Annotated in this window: 16 protein-coding genes; 8 read left to right on the forward strand and 8 right to left on the reverse strand. The window is 45.6% G+C overall.

Going from position 1 to position 19972, the window contains the following annotated elements; genetic code table 11:
* Positions 1-3: 3 nt before the first annotated feature.
* The 4 genes from AACQ42_RS12105 to AACQ42_RS12120 form a co-directional block, all read right to left on the reverse strand.
* A complete protein-coding gene (locus tag AACQ42_RS12105) occupies positions 4-990 on the reverse strand; it encodes a carbohydrate ABC transporter permease (RefSeq protein WP_013868154.1) in 987 nt (328 codons plus the stop codon).
* 94 nt (positions 991-1084) lie between these two features.
* Complete coding sequence (locus AACQ42_RS12110; protein WP_094165343.1) at positions 1085-2332, reverse strand: extracellular solute-binding protein; 1248 nt, start codon at positions 2330-2332, stop codon at positions 1085-1087.
* A gap of 30 nt (positions 2333-2362) precedes the next feature.
* Positions 2363-3370 (reverse strand): LacI family DNA-binding transcriptional regulator, encoded by a 1008-nt coding sequence (locus AACQ42_RS12115; protein WP_017050242.1) that lies wholly within the window; start codon positions 3368-3370, stop codon positions 2363-2365.
* 337 nt (positions 3371-3707) lie between these two features.
* Positions 3708-4946 (reverse strand): carbohydrate porin, encoded by a 1239-nt coding sequence (locus AACQ42_RS12120; protein ID WP_094151481.1) that lies wholly within the window; start codon positions 4944-4946, stop codon positions 3708-3710.
* Between the two features lie 460 nt (positions 4947-5406).
* On the opposite strand from AACQ42_RS12120, the gene AACQ42_RS12125 reads away from it, so the two are divergent.
* The 3 genes from AACQ42_RS12125 to AACQ42_RS12135 all read left to right on the forward strand — a co-directional run bounded on the left by AACQ42_RS12125 (position 5407) and on the right by AACQ42_RS12135 (position 8185).
* Entirely contained in the window at positions 5407-6741 is a 1335-nt protein-coding gene (locus tag AACQ42_RS12125) for an MATE family efflux transporter (RefSeq protein WP_176429647.1), read from the forward strand.
* A 99-nt stretch (positions 6742-6840) separates the two neighbouring features.
* Positions 6841-7470, forward strand: a complete 630-nt coding sequence (locus tag AACQ42_RS12130) for a hypothetical protein (protein ID WP_017043842.1) — start codon at positions 6841-6843, stop codon at positions 7468-7470.
* The gene (locus AACQ42_RS12135; RefSeq protein WP_094165347.1) at positions 7448-8185 is read left to right on the forward strand and encodes an MBL fold metallo-hydrolase; all 738 of its coding nucleotides are present in this window, start codon (positions 7448-7450) and stop codon (positions 8183-8185) included. The genes AACQ42_RS12130 and AACQ42_RS12135 overlap by 23 nt, the downstream gene beginning before the upstream one ends.
* Before the next feature lie 42 nt (positions 8186-8227).
* On the opposite strand, the gene AACQ42_RS12140 is transcribed toward AACQ42_RS12135, so the two are convergent.
* From AACQ42_RS12140 to AACQ42_RS12150, 3 genes are all read right to left on the reverse strand, one after another.
* Entirely contained in the window at positions 8228-9472 is a 1245-nt protein-coding gene (locus AACQ42_RS12140; protein ID WP_176429648.1) for an MDR family MFS transporter, read from the reverse strand.
* A 256-nt stretch (positions 9473-9728) separates the two neighbouring features.
* Complete coding sequence (locus AACQ42_RS12145; protein ID WP_094165351.1) at positions 9729-11360, reverse strand: methyl-accepting chemotaxis protein; 1632 nt, start codon at positions 11358-11360, stop codon at positions 9729-9731.
* A 242-nt stretch (positions 11361-11602) separates the two neighbouring features.
* Positions 11603-13963 (reverse strand): Lon protease family protein, encoded by a 2361-nt coding sequence (locus AACQ42_RS12150; RefSeq protein ID WP_026027772.1) that lies wholly within the window; start codon positions 13961-13963, stop codon positions 11603-11605.
* A 209-nt stretch (positions 13964-14172) separates the two neighbouring features.
* On the opposite strand from AACQ42_RS12150, the gene AACQ42_RS12155 reads away from it, so the two are divergent.
* The 5 genes from AACQ42_RS12155 to AACQ42_RS12175 all read left to right on the forward strand — a co-directional run bounded on the left by AACQ42_RS12155 (position 14173) and on the right by AACQ42_RS12175 (position 18993).
* Positions 14173-14685 (forward strand): hypothetical protein, encoded by a 513-nt coding sequence (locus tag AACQ42_RS12155; RefSeq protein ID WP_026027597.1) that lies wholly within the window; start codon positions 14173-14175, stop codon positions 14683-14685.
* A gap of 356 nt (positions 14686-15041) precedes the next feature.
* Entirely contained in the window at positions 15042-16544 is a 1503-nt protein-coding gene (gene zwf / locus AACQ42_RS12160; protein WP_026027598.1) for a glucose-6-phosphate dehydrogenase, read from the forward strand.
* On the forward strand, positions 16541-17257 hold the full coding sequence (gene pgl / locus AACQ42_RS12165; RefSeq protein WP_017044906.1) for a 6-phosphogluconolactonase: 717 nt from the start codon (positions 16541-16543) through the stop codon (positions 17255-17257). Before zwf ends, pgl begins: the two co-directional genes overlap by 4 nt.
* A gap of 13 nt (positions 17258-17270) precedes the next feature.
* Positions 17271-18719 carry a decarboxylating NADP(+)-dependent phosphogluconate dehydrogenase gene (gnd, locus tag AACQ42_RS12170; protein ID WP_017044907.1) on the forward strand — a complete coding sequence of 483 codons (1449 nt, stop codon included), beginning with the start codon at positions 17271-17273 and terminating at the stop codon, positions 18717-18719.
* A gap of 133 nt (positions 18720-18852) precedes the next feature.
* The gene (locus AACQ42_RS12175; protein ID WP_017050239.1) at positions 18853-18993 is read left to right on the forward strand and encodes a hypothetical protein; all 141 of its coding nucleotides are present in this window, start codon (positions 18853-18855) and stop codon (positions 18991-18993) included.
* Positions 18994-19046: 53 nt separating this feature from the next.
* Here the strand turns inward: AACQ42_RS12175 and AACQ42_RS12180 are convergent, their stop codons facing one another.
* Positions 19047-19949, reverse strand: a complete 903-nt coding sequence (locus tag AACQ42_RS12180; protein ID WP_017050238.1) for a LysR family transcriptional regulator — start codon at positions 19947-19949, stop codon at positions 19047-19049.
* Between the last annotated feature and the right edge of the window lie 23 nt (positions 19950-19972).

Below are 19972 nucleotides of genomic sequence, written 5' to 3' on the forward strand. Positions count from 1 at the left end.
TTATTACTCCCCCAACCCTTTTTTACCAAAGAAGAAAAACTGAATCGCAGTACAAGTTGCAATCAGCGCAAACAGCAGCCAAGAAATAGCGGATGCCGTGCCCATCTCTAGCCACTCCCAACCCACTTTGTAGAGATACATTGAGATGGTTAAGCCTGCTTGGCCTACGCCTCCGGTGCCGCGCGTTAATACAAACGGTTCTTCAAACAGTTGTAAGTTGCCAATGATGGTCATGGTGACGGCAAAGAAAACGAAAGGGCGAATCATCGGCAGTGAGATATTCCAAAAACGGCGAAAAGCGTTAGCGCCATCCATCCGCGCGGCTTCTAAAATTTCTTTGGGAATGGTCATTAAACCTGTGGTGTACAACACGATGTTAAAACCGGTGTATTTCCAAAAAACCATGATGGCAATCGAGGGTTTGATCATGTTGGCATCATCTAACCAACGGATAGGTTGATACTCATTAAGCCAAGAAAATGCCCAGCCAAAGACACTGCTATCAGCTAAAGCCATTAAGCTTTGGTTGATGATGCCCGAATTGGGTGAATACATATTGAAGAAGATGAGCGACGCCGCCACCGTTGAGGTAATGAATGGCAAAAAATAAGCGGATGTCAGCCAATGACGCAGCCGATCGCCCAATGAAACCAAAATATAGGCCACTGGAATAGCGACTAAATGTTGAGCGACGCCCGAGGTTATCGCCAACCACAATGTATTGCTTAATGAACGCCACAACCAAGGGTCGGTCAGTGCAACTTGGTAGTTATCAAATCCCACATAATTCATGGCGGCAACCCCTTCGACGGGGTTCCACGCATGAAAAGAGAGATAGACAGAAAACAGGAGAGGAAAAACTCCAAAAACAGAAAAAATAATCAAAAACGGCAATAGAAACCCGTACGGTGTAAGCGCTTTCAAACTCAGGTGAGAAAAAAAACGTCGACCCGATGGCGCTTGCACAGCGTTGCTCGTAACGTGATTCATAATAACGACCTCTTAGGCATAACATCATGCCTTCTATAACTTACGCTTAGTGAACCACCAGCACCGCTGGCGGTTCTTTTTAATGATGACCGTGCTATTGCATATTACGGGTACGACGCTGAATCAAACGTTCTGCATCTTTCAGTGCGGCTTTGATGTCTTTGCCTTCATCCAACACTTCCATCAGTGCATTTTCTAAGATGATAGAACGAGCCACATGGTCACCTTTCGCAGGCGCGACTGGTTTGATGTTTTTTGCCACATTCGCAAACAACAACCGCGCTTTTTGGCCACCTAGAAATTCAATTTCTTCATTGAACATTGGGTCATCGTAAGTCGTGACATTAGAGGGGAACGCGGCAATCGTTTCGAATGCTTTAAGCTGCACATCACGGTTGGTTGTCATGTACTCAATCAGCTTCCACGCGTCATCTTGATGTTTTGATTGAGTAGGGATTGAGAGAAATGAACCGCCCCAACTGCCGTAAATACCATCAGGAAGGTTTGATACGGCCCATTTGCCTGCTGTATCTGGCGCAATCCAGTTTTTCAGATGTCCGAGTAACCACGCACCAGAAAGCTGAGTGGCAAAAGTACCGTTACGGAAACCTTCATACCATTCGTTAGACCATGCCAAAATTCGGCCATCTATCCCTTTTTCACGAATCGTTTTTGCCACTTCAAATGCATGTACAAAACGTTCGGAAGTGACGACTGAATTTCCCTTACTATCAAAATACAATCCTTCGCCGTCAGGAACCGTGGTAAAAATGATCGCTTGTGCTACATCAGCGGCGGATGCAATCAGCTGTACGTTTTGTTTCTTCAATATTTCACCGGCTTTGATGTAGGAGTCCCAATCTTTTATCGCTTGATTGATGTCAATCCCCGCCTTTTCAAACACATCGGTTCGGTAGTACATCACGCCTGGGCCAAGGTCGACAGGAATGCCGTACATATGGCCATCACCACCCTTACCTTGTGCCCAAGCATAAGGTGCGAAACGGTCTTGGAATTTGTCCGCGCCATATTTTTCCGACAAATTGACTAAGCCACCGGAGGCAACAAAGGGACCAATTTTCTCTACATCAACCACAATCACATCCCCCGCTCCGGATCCTGTGGCGAGGTTCGTCGTCAGCTTGGTGTGGTGGTCGCCGTGGTTATTCATTAAATAGTCAACCTTGATACCACTCTTTTGTTCAAAGTCCGGCAATAAGACTTTCAAACTGCTATCAAAGTCGGGGAAACCGTCTAAACGGATGGTGTGGTCGGCAGCATATGTAAGCGAAGAAAATCCTAAAGCCACGGCGCTTGATAGCACTAAGGTCTTAAATTTCATGATTCATCCTTAATATCTTTATTGTTAGGTTTATAGGGTGTTGAGTAAATTTTTGACGGAGTCTCGTATCACCAACGAAGGGGATAATTTGAAGTTCACGTCGCGTTTGTTTTTGTGCAGCTTTTGAATAACGAGCTGAACCGCTTCTAAGCTCATCTGTTCAAGAGGGAAATTCACGGTCGTTAACGCTGGGGTGAGGTAACGCGCGAATAAAATATCGTCAAATCCAACCAAGGATATGTGTTGTGGTATTTGCAACCCGACACGGCGCAACTCTTCAAATGCACCAAATGCCATATGATCGTTTGAAGCAAATACGGCGCTAAATTCACAGTGACGCATCAGTAATTTGCGCATCGCTTTGACGCCGGATTCTTCGGTAAAACCAGCTTCAGACACGAGTGCTTCTTCATAGTCAAGCCCAGCCTCTTCCAACGCTTTTCGGTAGCCTTGCAGACGACCTCGCGCATCAGATTTATCCAATGGCCCAGTAATGCAGGCAATACGTTGATGACCCTGACTGAGTAAATACTGTGTCGCCAAAAAGCCACCTATCTCGTTATCAATGTCAATACAGCTGCTGGCCATTTCAGGAATAAAACGGTTCACTAGCACCAAATGAACCCCTTGTTGATCCAATTCAATCAAGTAGTCATCGGTTAGATGTTGGGTATGAAGAATTAATGCATCGACTCGGCGACCTAGCAGAAATTGCACCGACTCTTTTTGTCCTTGCTCTGTGTTCGAGCCTGCCGTCACGACGACGTGGTAGCCAAACTTACGCAGTTGCTCTTCAATGTTATGCAAAATGCTTGAATAAAAAGGGCCCCCTAATTCCGGTACTATGATGCCGATGCTCCCCGTACGGCTTGAGGCCAGTGCTTGAGCAATAGAATTGGGGCGGTAACCAAGATCTTTAATCGCCTTTTCGACTCTGAGTTTTTTATCGTGGCTAACACGGCTAGTTCCATTAATCACCCGCGACACCGTCGCTTGCGATACACCTGCATGATCAGATACATCTTTAATTGTCGCCACTCTCGCCTCACAACATTACTGACAAAACCAACAAGAAACCGCTTTCATGAGCTAGTATTCAAGATATCCCCTCGCTTTAGCGTGAGAGAAATCACATCGAACTAGGCACACAAATGACAATTATCTAAACATTGAAAGCCGCAGCAGTTTCCCAAGCAGCCATGAAACTGTTTCATGGCAATCGGAAGAGAGAAAAAGATGATGGCCGATTACCGTAAATAAAAAAGGGCCACTAATGTGGCCCGAAAGCGTAAGTGTATCGCTGGAGGTTAAAAACCACGGCAGGCATCGAGCGAGCCGTGAAAAAAGAATGGACAGTTAATGATCAAATATGGGGTTACCACCACGCTTCCCACATCGCGCCAATCGTTACCGTATCTGGGTTACTTGCGGCTTTAAATAGGCCGTCTTTGTCGATCACAGTTTCGTTATCGGCATCACCCAAAGTGGCATAGAAACGGAGCATTGGTCGAGCTCCTGCACCTTTACCAAACGAAATGTTCTGCGATAGTGTCACTTTCCAAGAAGAGTTGGTGGCGTCGATGTTGTCAAAATCTACAACATCATAGCCAGCTTCTAACCACGTTGAGTTGGTCTCATCCCAAAAATACATCGGGCGAACCAACACGTTGTAGTTAGTACGGTCATACTGTTTGTATGCGCCATCTTCGTAGGCTTGATAAGCCGCTAGGTATTCAATCGCCGCATTGTCTCCCAGCGCCTTACTCCCATCAAAGCTCACCAACAACGCTGATTGATTCTCCGTTTTCCAAAAAACACTGTCTTTGGCGTTATCAGCATAACGCACCACCAAACGGTCATCCCCAAACTTCAATTCACCCGCCACTTGATACGCGTTGAGTTTTTTGGCCGTTGGATCCGAATTGTCATCAAAGCCGTAGTTAGCATAAATGCTGAGATTGGTTGTATCAGAAAATTGAATGCCGTGGATTTTGGTGGTCAATGCGTAATTACCATCTGGATGATCGCTAGGAGAAGCCCCCGTTGCACTGACGACACTGGCGTCGAATTTAATGCCTCCTAGATTAAGGTTGTAGAAACCACCACCTTGCCCATCATGCGTCATCCAAAAATAATCGTTCAAATTCGTTGAAATACGTTGGTGAAAGTCTCGACCAGCCCATACATAAAGTTCAGGTTGGCTTTCAAAAATGTTGGTTCCGCCAGCGTAAGCTTTAGGCACACCCACCTCATCACCCCAATGGTTGAACATCACCACCACATCCCAAATAGCACCGCTGTCACTGACGAATCCTTTACCAAATTGGAACTCACCACCGTTACCTTCGTTTCCTAAACGGCCTGTTGAGTTACCGTTTAAACGGCCATTGGTTTCAACCAGTTTGACATCGCCATTTTGGTAGGCTGCGCCATAACGAGCATAACCAGAAAATACGATACCCGCGGGAACGTTTATATCTGGTGTCAGCACCAGTGGTTGTTGATCTTGATCCAACACCTCAGGATTTGGCATTGGATCGTTGGCAAAAGAAGGAGCAGAAGAGAGTACGGCAGCCACAGCTAGGGATAGAGGTAGAAGCTTATAATTTTTCATGTTAAGTCCTATTAATCACTTGGTTTGTTTTTGTTCTGTGGTCAGTTTAAAAAATGAAACAAGTGAAAATTAGGTGTCGCTTCACAGCGCGCTCGACTGCTTTTGGCGATGAAACTGAGGAAGACCGTTATTGTTATTTTTTATTAACACCATCAATACATTAAACGAAAATTGATTCACAAAACAGAAATGAAATCGGTTTCATTTCATAGAAATAGGACGAGTTCATCACGAGATTAACGCTCAAGAATTCACCAAATGGCTAGGTTTTTATGAAATATTTCATCAATATGATGATTTTCATGTCATTGCACGGAACAACTCGATGGGGATGGGCGTCGCTCTCTTCATGTATAGCTGTTAACATACTCAACGCACATAACGTACAAACCATTCTGAGCTTGTTTTTCACCGCACAGGCCACATATTAAAACCTCTACCCATATAGTTGAGCCGAGCAATGTCAAACACCACCCCGTTATCTCCACCTTCACTCACGCGCCAACTCTTGCAAATGACTTGGCCGATGATGTTTGGTGTGCTGTCCCTCATGAGCTTCCAACTGGTCGATAGTGCGTTTATCGGTCAACTTGGCGTGTTACCCCTTGCCGCGCAAGGGTTTACATTACCCATTCAGATGATCATTATTGGCCTTCAGGTTGGGCTTGGCATTGCGACCACAGCGGTGATTGCTCGCGCATTGGGTGCGAACCAAATTCGCTACGCGAAGCAGCTTGGAGGGTTAGTCGTCGCTATTGGCAGCATTGGGGTTGCTCTGTTTTCAGTGATTATCTATTTACTGCGTCATCCCATCTTAGCGCTACTCAGCGCTCCTGAATCGGTGCATCAGATCGTCGACAGCTACTGGATTTATTGGTTAATCAGTGCTTGGGTGGGCGCGGTGCTGTACTTTTTATACAGCCTGTGTCGAGCCAATGGTAATACTATGTTGCCGGGGACTATGATGATGGTCACCAGCATTTTAAACCTGATTTTAGACCCTATTTTTATCTTCACTTTTGATTTGGGTATTGAAGGCGCAGCGCTGGCGACCATTCTAGCCTTTGGGATTGGTGTATTCGTGGTTGCGCCCAAGGTGTCGAAAAGACACTGGATGCTGTTTGATTGGTCAGATTTGGATGTAGGGAAAAGTATTCGCTCTATCAGCCATATCATGGGGCCGGCCATGATAAGCCAGCTTCTTCCACCGCTTTCTTCGATGCTGGCAACCAAGCTATTGGCCAGTTTCGGCACCGCAGCTGTCGCGGCATGGGCGTTAGGATCTCGTTTTGAGTTTTTTGCGATGGTCGCAATATTGGCATTAACTATGTCGATGCCACCGATGGTGGGCCGTTTGCTTGGCGCAGGCCAATTGCAAGACATTCGAAAATTGGTTCGTATTGCGTGCCAATTTATTCTTGGGTTTCAGCTCATCATCGCCGTAGTGACCTATCTATTATCCGGCCACCTTGCAGCGCTGATGACCAGCGAACAAAGTGTCGAATCCATTTTGCACTGGCACTTAATGATCGTGCCAATCAGTTTAGGGCCGCTTGGTATCTGCATGTTAATGGTCTCGGTTTCTAATGCGTTGGCAAAATCATACACAGCCTTAACCATTTCCGCGCTGCGCCTGTTTGTGTTCTTCTTGCCCTGTTTATGGGTTGGCGCTCAAATAGCGGCACTGCATGGCCTGTTTATCGGGGCGTTGGTCGGTAACATCCTCGCAGGCCTTGCCGCGTGGGCGATGTACCAACGTGCACTTCGGCAAGTTGAGCAGCAGAAAAACCATTGAGTTTAGGTAACACAGAGCCAAAACGAGCAATCTAGTCTCAAAAATATGAATCTGGTCTATAGTTAACACACGTTAAGTTGATGAATATTTTCGATAACTATGGACAACAAACCGGTTTTCGTGATTGCGGCGGAAGTGGCAGCAGAGCTAAACCAAAGCGTACTCATTGCAAAAAAATTACTGCTTGTCGCCAGCAATGCCAGAGCTCTGGCTCTGCGTGCGGGCGAAAGTGCCGCAGGTTTTCGGCCAATTACTGATTCGATTGACGATTTAGTCCGCGTCACGCTAGAGGCGTCGCACACCATCAACTTGAAGGCGCAGCGTATCAGCCAACTCGCAACCGCAAGGACTCGTGCACGCGCTGCGCTTGAACGTTTTGAAAATGTGTATATACAAGCGCATAACGCTCGGCATTTACACAGTTTGGATGTCGTACATCATCAAAACCAAGAGGAATATAGCAAACTCAGTCACAGTTTCTACTCTGAAGCTCAAAACCTGCACGAGTTATTGCAAACCTTGTACGACAACCTGCGCATTGCACAAATCATCTCGATCATGCTGAGCGTGGAAGCCTCTCAAGCAGATGAGCGATATCAAGCCCAACTGCAAAGCATTGCGAATAACGTCGCTGAGCTGGCAAAAGAAATTCAAGCTCACGTCATGCTATCGCTCAAAACATTCTCTCTCTTTTCTCAGGTGAACTATGCAATCAAAAATACTATTTGAACGCGGCCATCATCGCTGGGTGATGTTTGCTCGCGATCCAAACAAACCAGAAAAAATCATTGATACCAACCAATATATGATAGTCAATCGTGATCAAGCGATATTGCTAGATCCCGGTGGCATTGAACTGTTTTCGGCGATGCTCGGTTGCGTCGTGAAAGAAGTGCCGATTGAACATATCAAGCATCTTTTTGCCTCTCACCAAGATCCAGACATCATCTCTTCCCTCGGTTTATGGGATAAAGCGCTGCCCAGTGCAACATTACATTCACCTTGGTTGTGGGAAGGGTTTATCCGCCATTTTGGTATGGAGTCAATTCAATTCTCCCCCATCAAAGATGAAGGTGGAAAAGTGTCCTTATCAGGTCACGACCTGCACTTTATCCCAGCACATTACATGCACTCTTCTGGTAACTTTTCGGTTTACGACCCTGATGCAAAAATATTGATGTCTGGCGATATTGGTGCCGCGCTCGACAGCCCTAACGCCTCTTTTTTTGTAGAAGATTTTCAAAGCCATATTCCAAAAATGACTTATTTTCATCAACGTTGGATGCCCTCTAACCGCGCCAAAAGTGATTGGATTGAGCGAGTCAGTCAGCTAGATATTGAGATGATGTGTCCGCAACATGGCGCTATTTTTCGGGGCAATGATGTTCAACGATTTTTGGAATGGCTAGATAAGCTGGAAGTTGGCGTAGCGATAAAAAAATAGCACTGTTAAGGCTCTCGATGAGAGCCTTACAAAAAGAGCAAATTAAGCTTGCGTAATGGGTTCACGCTCGACCGTATCGGGCTGATGCTCTGCGACCCAGTAAAGCCAAATCATCACTAGGCACAGCACAAAGCAAAGACCAAACAGCCAATTTGAATTGAGGTATCCAATCACCGCCCCCCCAACCAGTGGCGCAATCGCAAAACCTAACGAATAAAGCGCGGCGGCACCAAAGTAAGAACCACGCAAATGGGCGGGAGCCATGCGGTCTATTTGTACGTTTAAGGTTGGAAAAGCAATGACTTCGCCCATACTCAAAACAAAGCAAGCGAGCGCCCAACCAATTGGTAAATCTGCAGGGGTAAACAGAAAGCCGAGTTGCGCAAGCCCCATCAATAACATGCCGATCCGAGTTCGTACAAACAGCGGGACGTTTTCCAACCATTTCAACATTGGGAACTGGAAGATGATAATGGTCATGGTATTTACCAGCACTAACCCTGCGACAATTTGCGCTGCATCGGCGGCACTGGTGCGTACAATCACTTGTGGAATAGACGATTCTACCTGCCCATAGATGAACATCATGATGAAGTTCGCCACCATCAACTTCACAAAAATATTATCTTTACTGATCACTCTTAGCGTCGAAGAAAAATTAGGCAAACCAGAGCGATCGGGTTTGGTGTAGCGCCCTTTACGTTCAATACCGAGCAGCAGCCAAAAGCCAAACAATAAATACGTGCCGCCGGTAAAGAAAAAGAGAGTTTGTGGGTGAGAAAGCCCAAACGTAATCCCAAGCAGTGGCCCAATGGCACCACCTAGATTGAGTAGGAAATAGCGGATGTTAAGCGCCAGCTCGCGATCTTTCAAATTCGGCAAGTTATCACCAATCACTGCTTTGCTCGGCGCTTCAATCATTGGTCGCATTAAACCAGTAAGGACGATAAGCACGTAAAACTGCCAGATTTGATCAGCCACACCAATGCCACTGTAGGCAAATGCAGCCATCACACTGCCAAGAACCATCACCCACTTGCGACCAAATTTGTCGGAAAGATACCCTGAATACAGCCCAGTAATTGCTCCTACAACAGCAGAGGTCGCCAGCATTCCACCCACTTCAATCGGCGATGCACCATAATCTTGGTAAAGAAACACGATCAAAAATGGCCATGCCATGAAAAAACTGGTACGAGCAATCAATGTTCCGGTTAATACCGTCCACACTGAAAAATTAAACCTTTTTACCCTTTCTAAACGAAATAAGCTTTCCTCTTTCGCCATAAAAACACTCCTTACTTTCAGCCACTTGACCATGCGTTCACACGATGAACATCACATTTTTAGTTCTTATTGCGTCAATATATGAAGATAATGTTAATAAAGATAGTGTTTTTTATACGAGGGAGATCGAATCATAAAAACAAGCAGCTAACCCAAAAAAACCTAGTTATTTCGGATGGTTAGATATTCTTTGATTCATAAAAAAACCGCATAACCTTTCGAGTTATGCGGTTGAGACTAGGAAATAGTAGTCGATTTATAGTTTGAAGAAGGCGAGCTGCGCTTTTTGCTTCTCGGCCAATTGTGACAGTTCGGCACTGGCACTGGCGCTCTGGCTGATACCCGTTACGTTTTGATTTACAAGCTCAGACATATTAACCACGTTACGGTTAATATCTTGCGTGACTTGCGACTGCTCTTCTGCCGCAGTCGCCACTTGGGTATTTGAATCATTGATGTCTGAAACCGATTCCGTGATCCCAACAAGTGCATCATTTGCTCGTTGCGTTAACTCACCGTTACGCGCAAGCATCTCAATGCTGGTTTGCATACTATCGTTTGCAAGAATCGATTGGCTTTGCAGCTCTTCAATGATAACTCGAATCTCTTTAGTTGAACTCTCAGTACGTGCAGCAAGCATGCGAACTTCATCAGCCACGACCGCAAAACCACGACCAGTCTCACCTGCACGTGCCGCTTCAATAGCCGCATTCAGTGCCAATAAGTTGGTTTGTTCAGAGACACCTCGGATCACTTCAACGACATCGTTGATCTGCTCTGATTGCTCTTTTAAACGTAAAACTACGCTCGCAGCATGATTCAGCGCTTCTGACATTTGTAAGCTCGCTTGGGCGCTCTCTTTAAAAATAGCTAAGCCTGATTTAGCAAGTTCATCCGCTTCGCGAGCAGTTGAATCAGCGACCGTTGCGTTATCACTCACGTTGTTTGCTGTACTCGCAAGTTCATTCACCGCCGAAGCAACTTGTTCAATTTCACTCAACTCTTGTTGTGCATTTGACTCTGCTTGCGTCATCACCGCAGCCAGCTCGGTTGAAGCTGACGCCACTTCTTCACTAATACGGTTTAAATGATCTACCGTAGCATGTAACTGAGAGGTAGTCGTATTGACATCTTTACCAAGCTTTGAGATTTCATTCTCGCCATCCGCATCAGCGCGAATGGTTAAGTTCCCCTGCGCTAATTCACGCATCACAGCTTGCAGCTTCTGAATCGGAGCCACAATCATATTCGAAAGGATCCAAGCCACCACAAGAGATAACGCAAGCACAGACAGTACAGTAAACATCGCAGTGTTCATTGCGCTCTGTTCATGTGCTGCAATTTTATCCAATGCTTGATCTGCTTGCTGCTTAACTTTTTTACTCAGGTCAGAAACAGCACTGAGCATATCATGGCCTGTTTCTCTAAATTCGGAAATGTATGACATGTATTCAGTTTCAGATACAGCGCCTTGATCATACCGTTCCAATAATGCCAACATTTGGTTTGAAAGAGTTACGTATTCATCCACACGGCTAAGAATATGAGAAACATCACCTTGATATATTGACTCTTTTTGCAAATTTTTCAGTTGTGTGGCAATGTCATTTTTCGTTTGTTTTAACTCGAGTGGAAGCTCCTTACGATAGCGTGGGTCAATAATCGAATACAGTGCATTAATGCGCATCAAGTTAATATCATCGACTACAAATACGGACAATGTCTCCTCATTTTCTTGAACGGTACTTCTTACAGCCGTAGCCTCAAACTGATCATGCTCTAAATTATTTTTTGTAATCCACAGAGCGACTACTAAGGCAAATGTGGTAATTAAAACAGGAAGCAGTACCTGAACTCGGATAGGCAAATCTTTCAGTGAAAAGTGCATAAATCTCTCTAAAATGTAGCGGTGGCCATAAAACCAAAAGGTAATGCACTGTAATTTATGCTAGATGAAAGCGACTAATGAATATTTATAAAATTATAAATAAAGAACAAACTCAATAAAAACAAACAACTAGAGTTGGCAAAGTAATTCTTTTCATCTTTTTTTACAAATTGATATAAAAATGACCACTCGATGAGTGGCCATTAAACCATTAACAATATTTCAAAAATCACCCAATAAGGTTATTTTCTAAGCGCATTCAGTTTGGCTTGTGCTAAACCGAAGATGGTATCAACCGGGTAGCTGCCATCTTCTGTTGCTTCGCCTGCGGGTTTGCCAGTAAAGAGCTCAACCGCTTCAGTGACATGTTCAATAGCCCAGATATTGAACTCCCCTTTCTCGACCGCTTTAACAACGTCAGCGCGTAACATCAGATTGTGCATGTTTGAACGAGGAATGATGACACCTTGCTGGCTGGTGCGCCCTTTGATTGCACACACATCAAAGAAACCTTCAATTTTCTCATTCACACCGCCAATCGGCTGCGACTCACCAAATTGGTTCATCGAACCTGTGATCGCAATATCTTGGCGATTAGGCCGTTTAGAAAACGCAGACACAATCGCACAGAATTCGGCCATGCTGGCACTATCACCATCCACACCACCGTATGATTGCTCAAATGTGATGGTTGTGGTAAGTGGTACGCGCGCCGTACGGCCAAATACCGAAGAGAGATACGCGGATAAAATCATCACACCTTTAGAGTGGATGCTGCCACCCAGATCGACACTGCGCTCGATATCGATAATGTCACCATCGCCATAGGAAGTGGTGGCGGTAATACGGTTTGGCGCACCAAACATATGATCGCTGGTGCTCAATACCGACAGCGCATTCACCTGCCCGACCGCCATGCCTTGCGTTTGGATTAGCGTTGTACCGTTAACATACGACTCCATCACACTGTCTTGCAGGCGGCTCACTCGCATCTCTTGGTTGCTGAGCGCCTCTTCGACATGGTTCTGGCGGATCATGTTTGAATTCGCCTGCTTCGCCACATAGTTAGATTCGCGTAACAAATTGGCAATATGCGCCGAATGAAGTGACAGTTTGCCTTGATCGCCCGTTGTACGTGAACTGTGTTCAATGATGCGTGCAATCGCTTTACGGTCGCAATGCAGCATATTGTTGTCGTGCACTATGCTCGAAATAAAACGCGCGTAATGTAGCTCGGTATCGGGCGTACGTTTCATCTCATCTTCAAAATCGGCCGTTACTCGGAACAATTCGCTAAATTCAGGATCGTAATGAGTCAGCAGCTGATAGGTGTGGTAATCACCAAATAGGATGATTTTCACATTTAGCGGGATAGGCTCTGGATCAAGTGAAACCGTCCCTGTTAGCGTGACCTCTTTTTCCAAAGAGGTAAAACTCATTTGGCGTGAACGCAGCGCGCGCTTTAAACCGTCCCAAACATAGGGCTGCTCAAGCACTTTCACCGCATCCATCAACAGCACACCACCATTGGCTTTATGTAAACTACCCGCTCGAATCAACGAAAAATCGGTAAATACTGTGCCTTTAAAAGTCGCCGTTTCGATATAACCAAATAGAGAGTGGTAGTTCGGGTTCTCTTCTACCACGATCGGTAGCTTGTCAGAAGGCTGGCTGACCAGTACATTGACTTTGTAGCGACGCGGCAGACGCTTATCTAAAGAAGCTGTCGCGACTTCGCCTTGCTCACTGTCTTCATCTAAGAAAATGTCCGCATTATCGACGATGTCTTTTTGTAACTCCGTGAGATACGTTTTGATGTCTGGGTAGCCAGAATAATCTTGCTTAAGCTGCTTAATAAAGTGGGTAATGACACCAAGCGTTACTTCATCATTGAGCTTTTTGATCTTCTCACTGTAGGAGTCTTCCCATTCTGTCAGTTGACGTACCATATTGCGTAGGCTGATTTCTAGCTCATCAATGGTATGACTAAAGTGCTCTTGCTCTTTTTTAGACAAGGCGTCAAAGGACTCTTCGGTGTGCATCTCTTCACCGTTCATCGCAACAAATTGATAGTCGCCTTGAGTGGTGATGGTTAAGCTAATGCCTTTATCTTTGGCTTCTTTACTGATGCTATCCAATTCACTTTGCTGTTTTTGTGCCATCTGATTTTTCAGTTTATCGGCACGAGCAAAGTAAATCTCGTTATCAAAAGCTAACGGGATCGCATTGACCAACTTATTCATTAACTTTTCAATGTCTTGCTTTAGTTTAACCCCAATACCCGAAGGTAACTTCAGCACTTTTGGGGTTCGAATATCGCTGAAATTGGCCACATAACACCAATCAAACAACGCATCGACATCATGCTGATGGCGGTTTAAATAGCGCAAAATCATCGTACGTTTGCCCAACCCATTACGGCCAATAGCGTAGATGTTGTAACCCTTCTCTTTGATCGACATTGCAAATTCGACCGCTTTTTGCGCCCGTTCTTGCCCCACAATCTCATCAACTGGGTCTAACTCCTTAGTTGATTTACAAGGGAGTTTTTCTAACTGTGCAACGTGGTAGAGCTGCTCTGCATTCAATCGTTGAATCGCCATCACTCCGCTCCTTAGCTTTTGGATTCTTGTTGTAGTTTGACCTAAGTGTAGAAGCAATTCATTTATATTTTAGCGAGTTACACCTTATTCGCGTTTAACCGAACAAATAATAAACAATCACCACACTTAAAATCGCAAATAACAATTATTTGCATTTGATAATAAATTGCATTTAAATAAGTGGACGCCGTCATTCTGGAGAATTGAGTATGGACTTACAACAGTGCTGGACAAGCTATCTCAAGGCTGAACAACTATTAGCGCAGGGGCATTGGCCACAAGCACACTGTTTGTTTGAAGATGTACTGCATCATATGCCAAGCCATATTCAATCAGCGCTAAACTGCGAACATACAAAACCTTGCCAGTTGGTGTGCTTGATCTCTGGGCTATGTGATGCTGCTGTTTCTCAATCTGAAATTTTCAACCACTTGGGCCAGCATAAACAAGCCTTTGATGTCTTAAATCAATCTTATGCTCTGCTGCAGTTTACTGCGATTGAGCCCAATGCCTTGGTTAACCGCCTTGCCAACGTACTCACCAAACAAAGCGATGACTTGCTCAAACATATGGGTGCTTTTTGTTCAGCGCAGCGCAGTGCGACTTGGATGTTGGAGTTCGAACACGTACAAAAAGCGCACCACTATTTCAACCAACTCAAACGTTATAACCAAGTACAGGCTCAAGTTCCGTCGTCAAACTGTCATTGTTCAACTGAATAATCACCATAGAGTTACCATTCCGGATAAGACTGACCACCTAGCATCATTCACAGCCGCTATAAGTAACGTGCTGTGGTCAGGGGATGAGACTTAGGCAGAACGTAACCTCTCACCCTGAAAATGTGTCGAGATGGCATGAGAATTTAATCGATTGCGTTATCAATAGTTGATGTATGTCAAATTGTCGTAGACAATACGCACCCGAGTCTAGGGGCGATCCCTAGGCTGCGTTCTGCACTTTTGGAGGAGCGCATTGGTTTTAACTATCGACATTATAGTTAGAGCCTATTTTCTATTTTTGCATGACGCTGCTACCGTTGGCGCATGCTAAATACCTCGTTTTTAAGGGAAAGATGATGGTAATACCTGAAAACAGCAGTATTGTGATTTTTGGTGCTTCAGGCGACTTAACCTATCGCAAGCTTATACCTGCTCTGTATCACTTGTTCGCCAGTGATCAACTGCCGAAATCCTTTGCTATTCTGGGTGTCAGCCGAACCCAATACAGCGATGAGTCATACCGTGAAAAATTAAAGCGCTCTCTTCAGGAAATGGAAAAGACCGTCCCAGATATTCTCGACGCCTTTTGCGAGCACTTACATTATCAAGCGATCAATACTTCAGATGTTGCAGAATACGCGCAGCTCGCCACGCGCCTTGACTCTTTGGCTGATCAATACCAATTCACGCAACGCAACACTCTGTTCTATCTCGCGACGCCGCCGAGCCTTTATGGCGTCATCCCGGCCAATCTCGCAGCGCATGGATTAAATAGCGAAGCGCAAGGTTGGAAGCGTTTGATCATCGAAAAACCGTTTGGTTATGACCTCGCATCGGCTCAAAGCCTTGATATCGAAATTCATCGCCATTTCCAAGAACACCAGATCTACCGTATCGACCATTATTTAGGCAAAGAGACGGTACAAAACCTGTTGGTTTTCCGTTTTGCTAACGGGATGTTCGAACCTTTGTGGAACCGCAATTTCATTGACTATGTCGAAATTACAGGCGCAGAATTTTTGGGCGTCGAAGAACGCGGTGGCTATTACGACGGTTCTGGTGCGGTGCGTGATATGTTCCAAAACCATTTACTGCAAGTGTTAGCTATGGTTAGCATGGAACCACCAGCCGCCATTAATGCCGATTCAATTCGTAACGAAGTCAATAAAGTGCTGCAAAGCCTGCAACCGCTTTCTGATGATGACCTACGCCACAACCTCGTACTGGGGCAATATACGGAATCGGAAGTTCGTGGCCAGTTTTTACCCAGTTACCGTGATGAACATGGTGTGGCAGCAGATTCGCGCACTGAAACCTATGTCGGTTTGAAAATGTTTATCAATAACTGGCGCTGGAATGGTGTGCCATTTTATGTGCGTTCAGGTAAACGTTTACCAACGCGCGTCACCGAAGTGGTCATTCACTTTAAGCGTACGCCACACCCTGTTTTTGGACAAAATGCCCCTGAAAACAAGCTCATCATCCGCATTCAGCCCGATGAAGGCATTCAAATGAGCTTTGGTTTGAAGGAGCCGGGTGCGGGCTTTAAAGCCAAAGAAGTCTCTATGAACTTCCATTACACATCACTGGAAGAAACCAAGATGTTGACCGCTTATGAACGACTTCTTTTGGATGCGCTCAACGGTGATGCAACTTTATTTGCGCGTACCGATGCCGTAGAAGCGTGTTGGAAGTTCGTGCAACCTATTTTGGATTTTAAACAAGACCCTCAATCGCTGTTTGGCTATGCCTGTGGCACGTGGGGACCAAAAGAGTCCGATTTGCTGCTACACAATGATGGCCGCGCGTGGCGCTTCCCGTGTAAAAACTTGACCGATACGGATTACTGCGAATTATGATCAATCATAAAATTTTTCAAACCCCAGAACAGGTGGTTGAAACGCTCGCCAATGAAATGCAACGCTATAGCGAGCAAGGTCAGCCGGTTCATATCTCCCTTTCCGGTGGCAGCACACCCAAAATGCTGTTCAAATTATTGGCCAGTGAACCTTATGCACAGGCGATTACATGGCAAAACCTGCATTTCTGGTGGGGTGATGAACGCTGTGTTGCTCCTGACGATGCCGAAAGCAACTTTGGTGAAGCCAATACACTGCTGTTTAGCCAAGTGAACATTCCACCTCAAAATATTCACCGTATTCGCGGCGAAGATGATCCACAAACCGAAGCTAAGCGCTTTGCCGATGAAATGGCAAAAGTCATTCCATCCGTCAACGGTACTCCTGTTTTTGATTGGATTTTGCTCGGTGTTGGCGCAGATGGCCATACGGCATCCCTGTTCCCTAATGTGACCGACTACGAGGATGAGAATTTATCTTTAGTGGCAACGCATCCGGAATCAGGCCAACTTCGTGTCTCTAAAACAGCGAAAGTGTTGGAAGCTGCAAAACGCATTAGTTACCTCGTTCTTGGCGCAGGTAAAGCCGAGATCGTACACGAAATTCACACCACGAAAGCCGAGGATCTTCCTTATCCGGCTGCCAAAGTTAAATCAACAACTGGCGAAACAGAGTGGTTTTTAGATTCAGATGCCGCAACAAAGATTGCGTGAAGGAGAGAAATAAATGAAAGGTGATATCGGTGTAATCGGCCTAGCAGTGATGGGCCAAAACCTTATCCTAAATATGAACGACCACGGTTTTAAAGTGGTAGCTCACAACCGTACCGCGGCAAAAGTCGATGAGTTCCTAGCAGGTCCAGCGAAAGACACCAATATTGTTGGTGCTTATTCACTGCAAGAGTTAGTCGACAAACTGGCGACACCTCGCAAAGTGATGCTGATGGTGCGTGCGGGCCAAGTCGTGGATGATTTCATCGACCAACTGGTTCCGCTACTCGATAAAGGTGACATCATTATCGACGGTGGTAACACGAACTTCCCAGACACCAACCGCCGTGTTGCAGCACTGCGTGAAAAAGGTATTCACTTTATCGGTACAGGCGTTTCTGGCGGCGAAGAAGGGGCACGTTTTGGCCCATCTATCATGCCAGGTGGCGCACCTGAAGCTTGGGAAGCCGTGAAGCCAATTTTCCAAGGTATCTCAGCAAAAACCGAAGCTGGTGAACCTTGCTGTGATTGGGTGGGTAACGACGGCGCGGGCCACTTCGTTAAAATGGTACACAACGGTATCGAATATGGCGACATGCAGCTAATTACCGAAGCTTATCAGTTTATGAAAGACGGCTTGGGTTTAAACCATGATGAAATGCAAAAAGTGTTTGCTGATTGGAATAAGACCGAGCTCGATAGCTACCTAGTGGAAATCACCGCTGATATCTTAGGCTACAAAGACGAAGATGGTGAAGCTCTGGTTGAGAAAATCCTCGATACTGCTGGCCAAAAAGGCACAGGTAAATGGACGGGCATTAACGCACTCGATATGGGTATTCCGCTGACGCTGATCACTGAGTCAGTTTTCTCTCGTTGCCTTTCAGCATTGAAAGATCAGCGCGTTGCTGCCGAAGCGCTGTTTGGTAAGAGCAATATGCAGATCGAAGGTGATAAACAAGAGTGGGTTGATGCACTTCGTCAAGCGCTACTTGCGTCTAAGATCATCTCTTACGCACAAGGCTTTATGCTAATGCGCCAAGCGTCTAACGAGAATGGTTGGAATCTTAACTACGGTAACGTGGCATTGATGTGGCGTGGTGGTTGTATCATCCGCTCCGCATTCCTGAGCAACATTCGTGATGCGTTCGAAGCTAACCCAGAAATCGCCTTCTTAGGTTCAGATGCCTACTTCAAGGGCATTTTGGATAACTGCCTAGCGGCTTGGCGTAAAGTAGCGGCCAAATCAATGGAAGTCGGCATTCCAATGCCATGTATGACCTCCGCGCTCACTTTCTTAGATGGCTACACCACCGCTCGCTTACCGGCTAATTTACTGCAAGCCCAACGTGATTACTTTGGTGCTCACACTTATGAGCGTACTGACCGTCCACGTGGTGAATTCTTCCACACAAACTGGACTGGTACAGGCGGAAATACGGCGTCTACCACTTACGACGTATAAAAAATTCGGCTTACGATGAAAAAAGGACTAGCTAAGCCCCTTCATCTACGCCTATAATTTGACCGTCATGGAGGATGTTAACTAGGTTAACATCCTCTATTTTTTTGTTTCCAAAACTACATGAGATCCAAAGATGACCATCAATAAGTTCTATGTACTTGTCCCACAGGCTGTGGAAGAAGACACTCATAGGGAAAATGAAGTTCAATCTGCTATGGAAGCTCAACGTCAGGCATTAGTGCAACAAGCGCAGAAACAAGGCGCAGTAGCATAATCCATAAGCAGAGTGTGGCAACACGCTCTGCTTATCACTCCTCTCTACCTCACCTATAGGCATATCGTTTGCCAATCATGATTCACGAAATACTCCTTTAAGTGATCAATCAAAGCTCTGACAGCGGGTGATAAATGACGCCGAGAAGGATATAAAGCGTAAATGTCCATTTTCTTCGGTTGCCAATGCGCTAACACCTGCTGTAAGTCCCCCCTTTCTAACGCACCCTTGGCTAGATAAGTCGGCTGTAAAGCAACGCCCATCCCGTGGATAGCCGCATGTAACAAAGTGGTGGCTTCATTCGCAGTTAGCTGGCATGGCACCTCCACCGATTGATGCTTATCATCTTGTTTTAAATGCCAAATATGTCGCTCAAAGTTTTTGTATCCAAGACAACGATGCTGTGAGAGATCGCTTGGTGTGAGTATTGGCTCACAGCGCATTAGATACTCAGGAGAGGCAACCAATACAGAATCACATTGGGCGATAGGGCGCCCGATTAAAGAAGGATCGGGATCGGCTGCAATACGGATCGCTAAATCAATTCGCTCTGCAATCAAATCTGCGGTTTTATCCTGTACATCAATATCAATTTCGATATTTGGATGCGTATTCAAAAAAGGTTTAACGGCCGGGATCAGTTGAGAAAAGCCAAACGACATGCTGGTCGCAATCCGGATTTTTCCAGATAACGACTGTTGATCCATCAACTGATGTTCTAATTGCTGCGCTTGCTCGACCCATAATTTTATCGCGTCTAGGCATTGAACTCCTGCTGATGTGAGCGATACTTTTCGTGTGGTTCGGTTCAATAACCGAGCTTGTAACCAAGTTTCCATGGTTTCAACATGCCGAGTCACCATAGGACGAGAAATATCCAGCCGTTCCGCTGTCGCCGTAAAACTTTGGGTAATCGCTATATCTAAAAAGACCTGAGCTGCTGTGAGTTTGTCCATGATTAGTTCTAATTAAGAAACAA

This window comes from Vibrio sp. V12_P9A6T4 (genome assembly GCF_963874835.1).
GTDB lineage: Bacteria > Pseudomonadota > Gammaproteobacteria > Enterobacterales > Vibrionaceae > Vibrio > Vibrio anguillarum.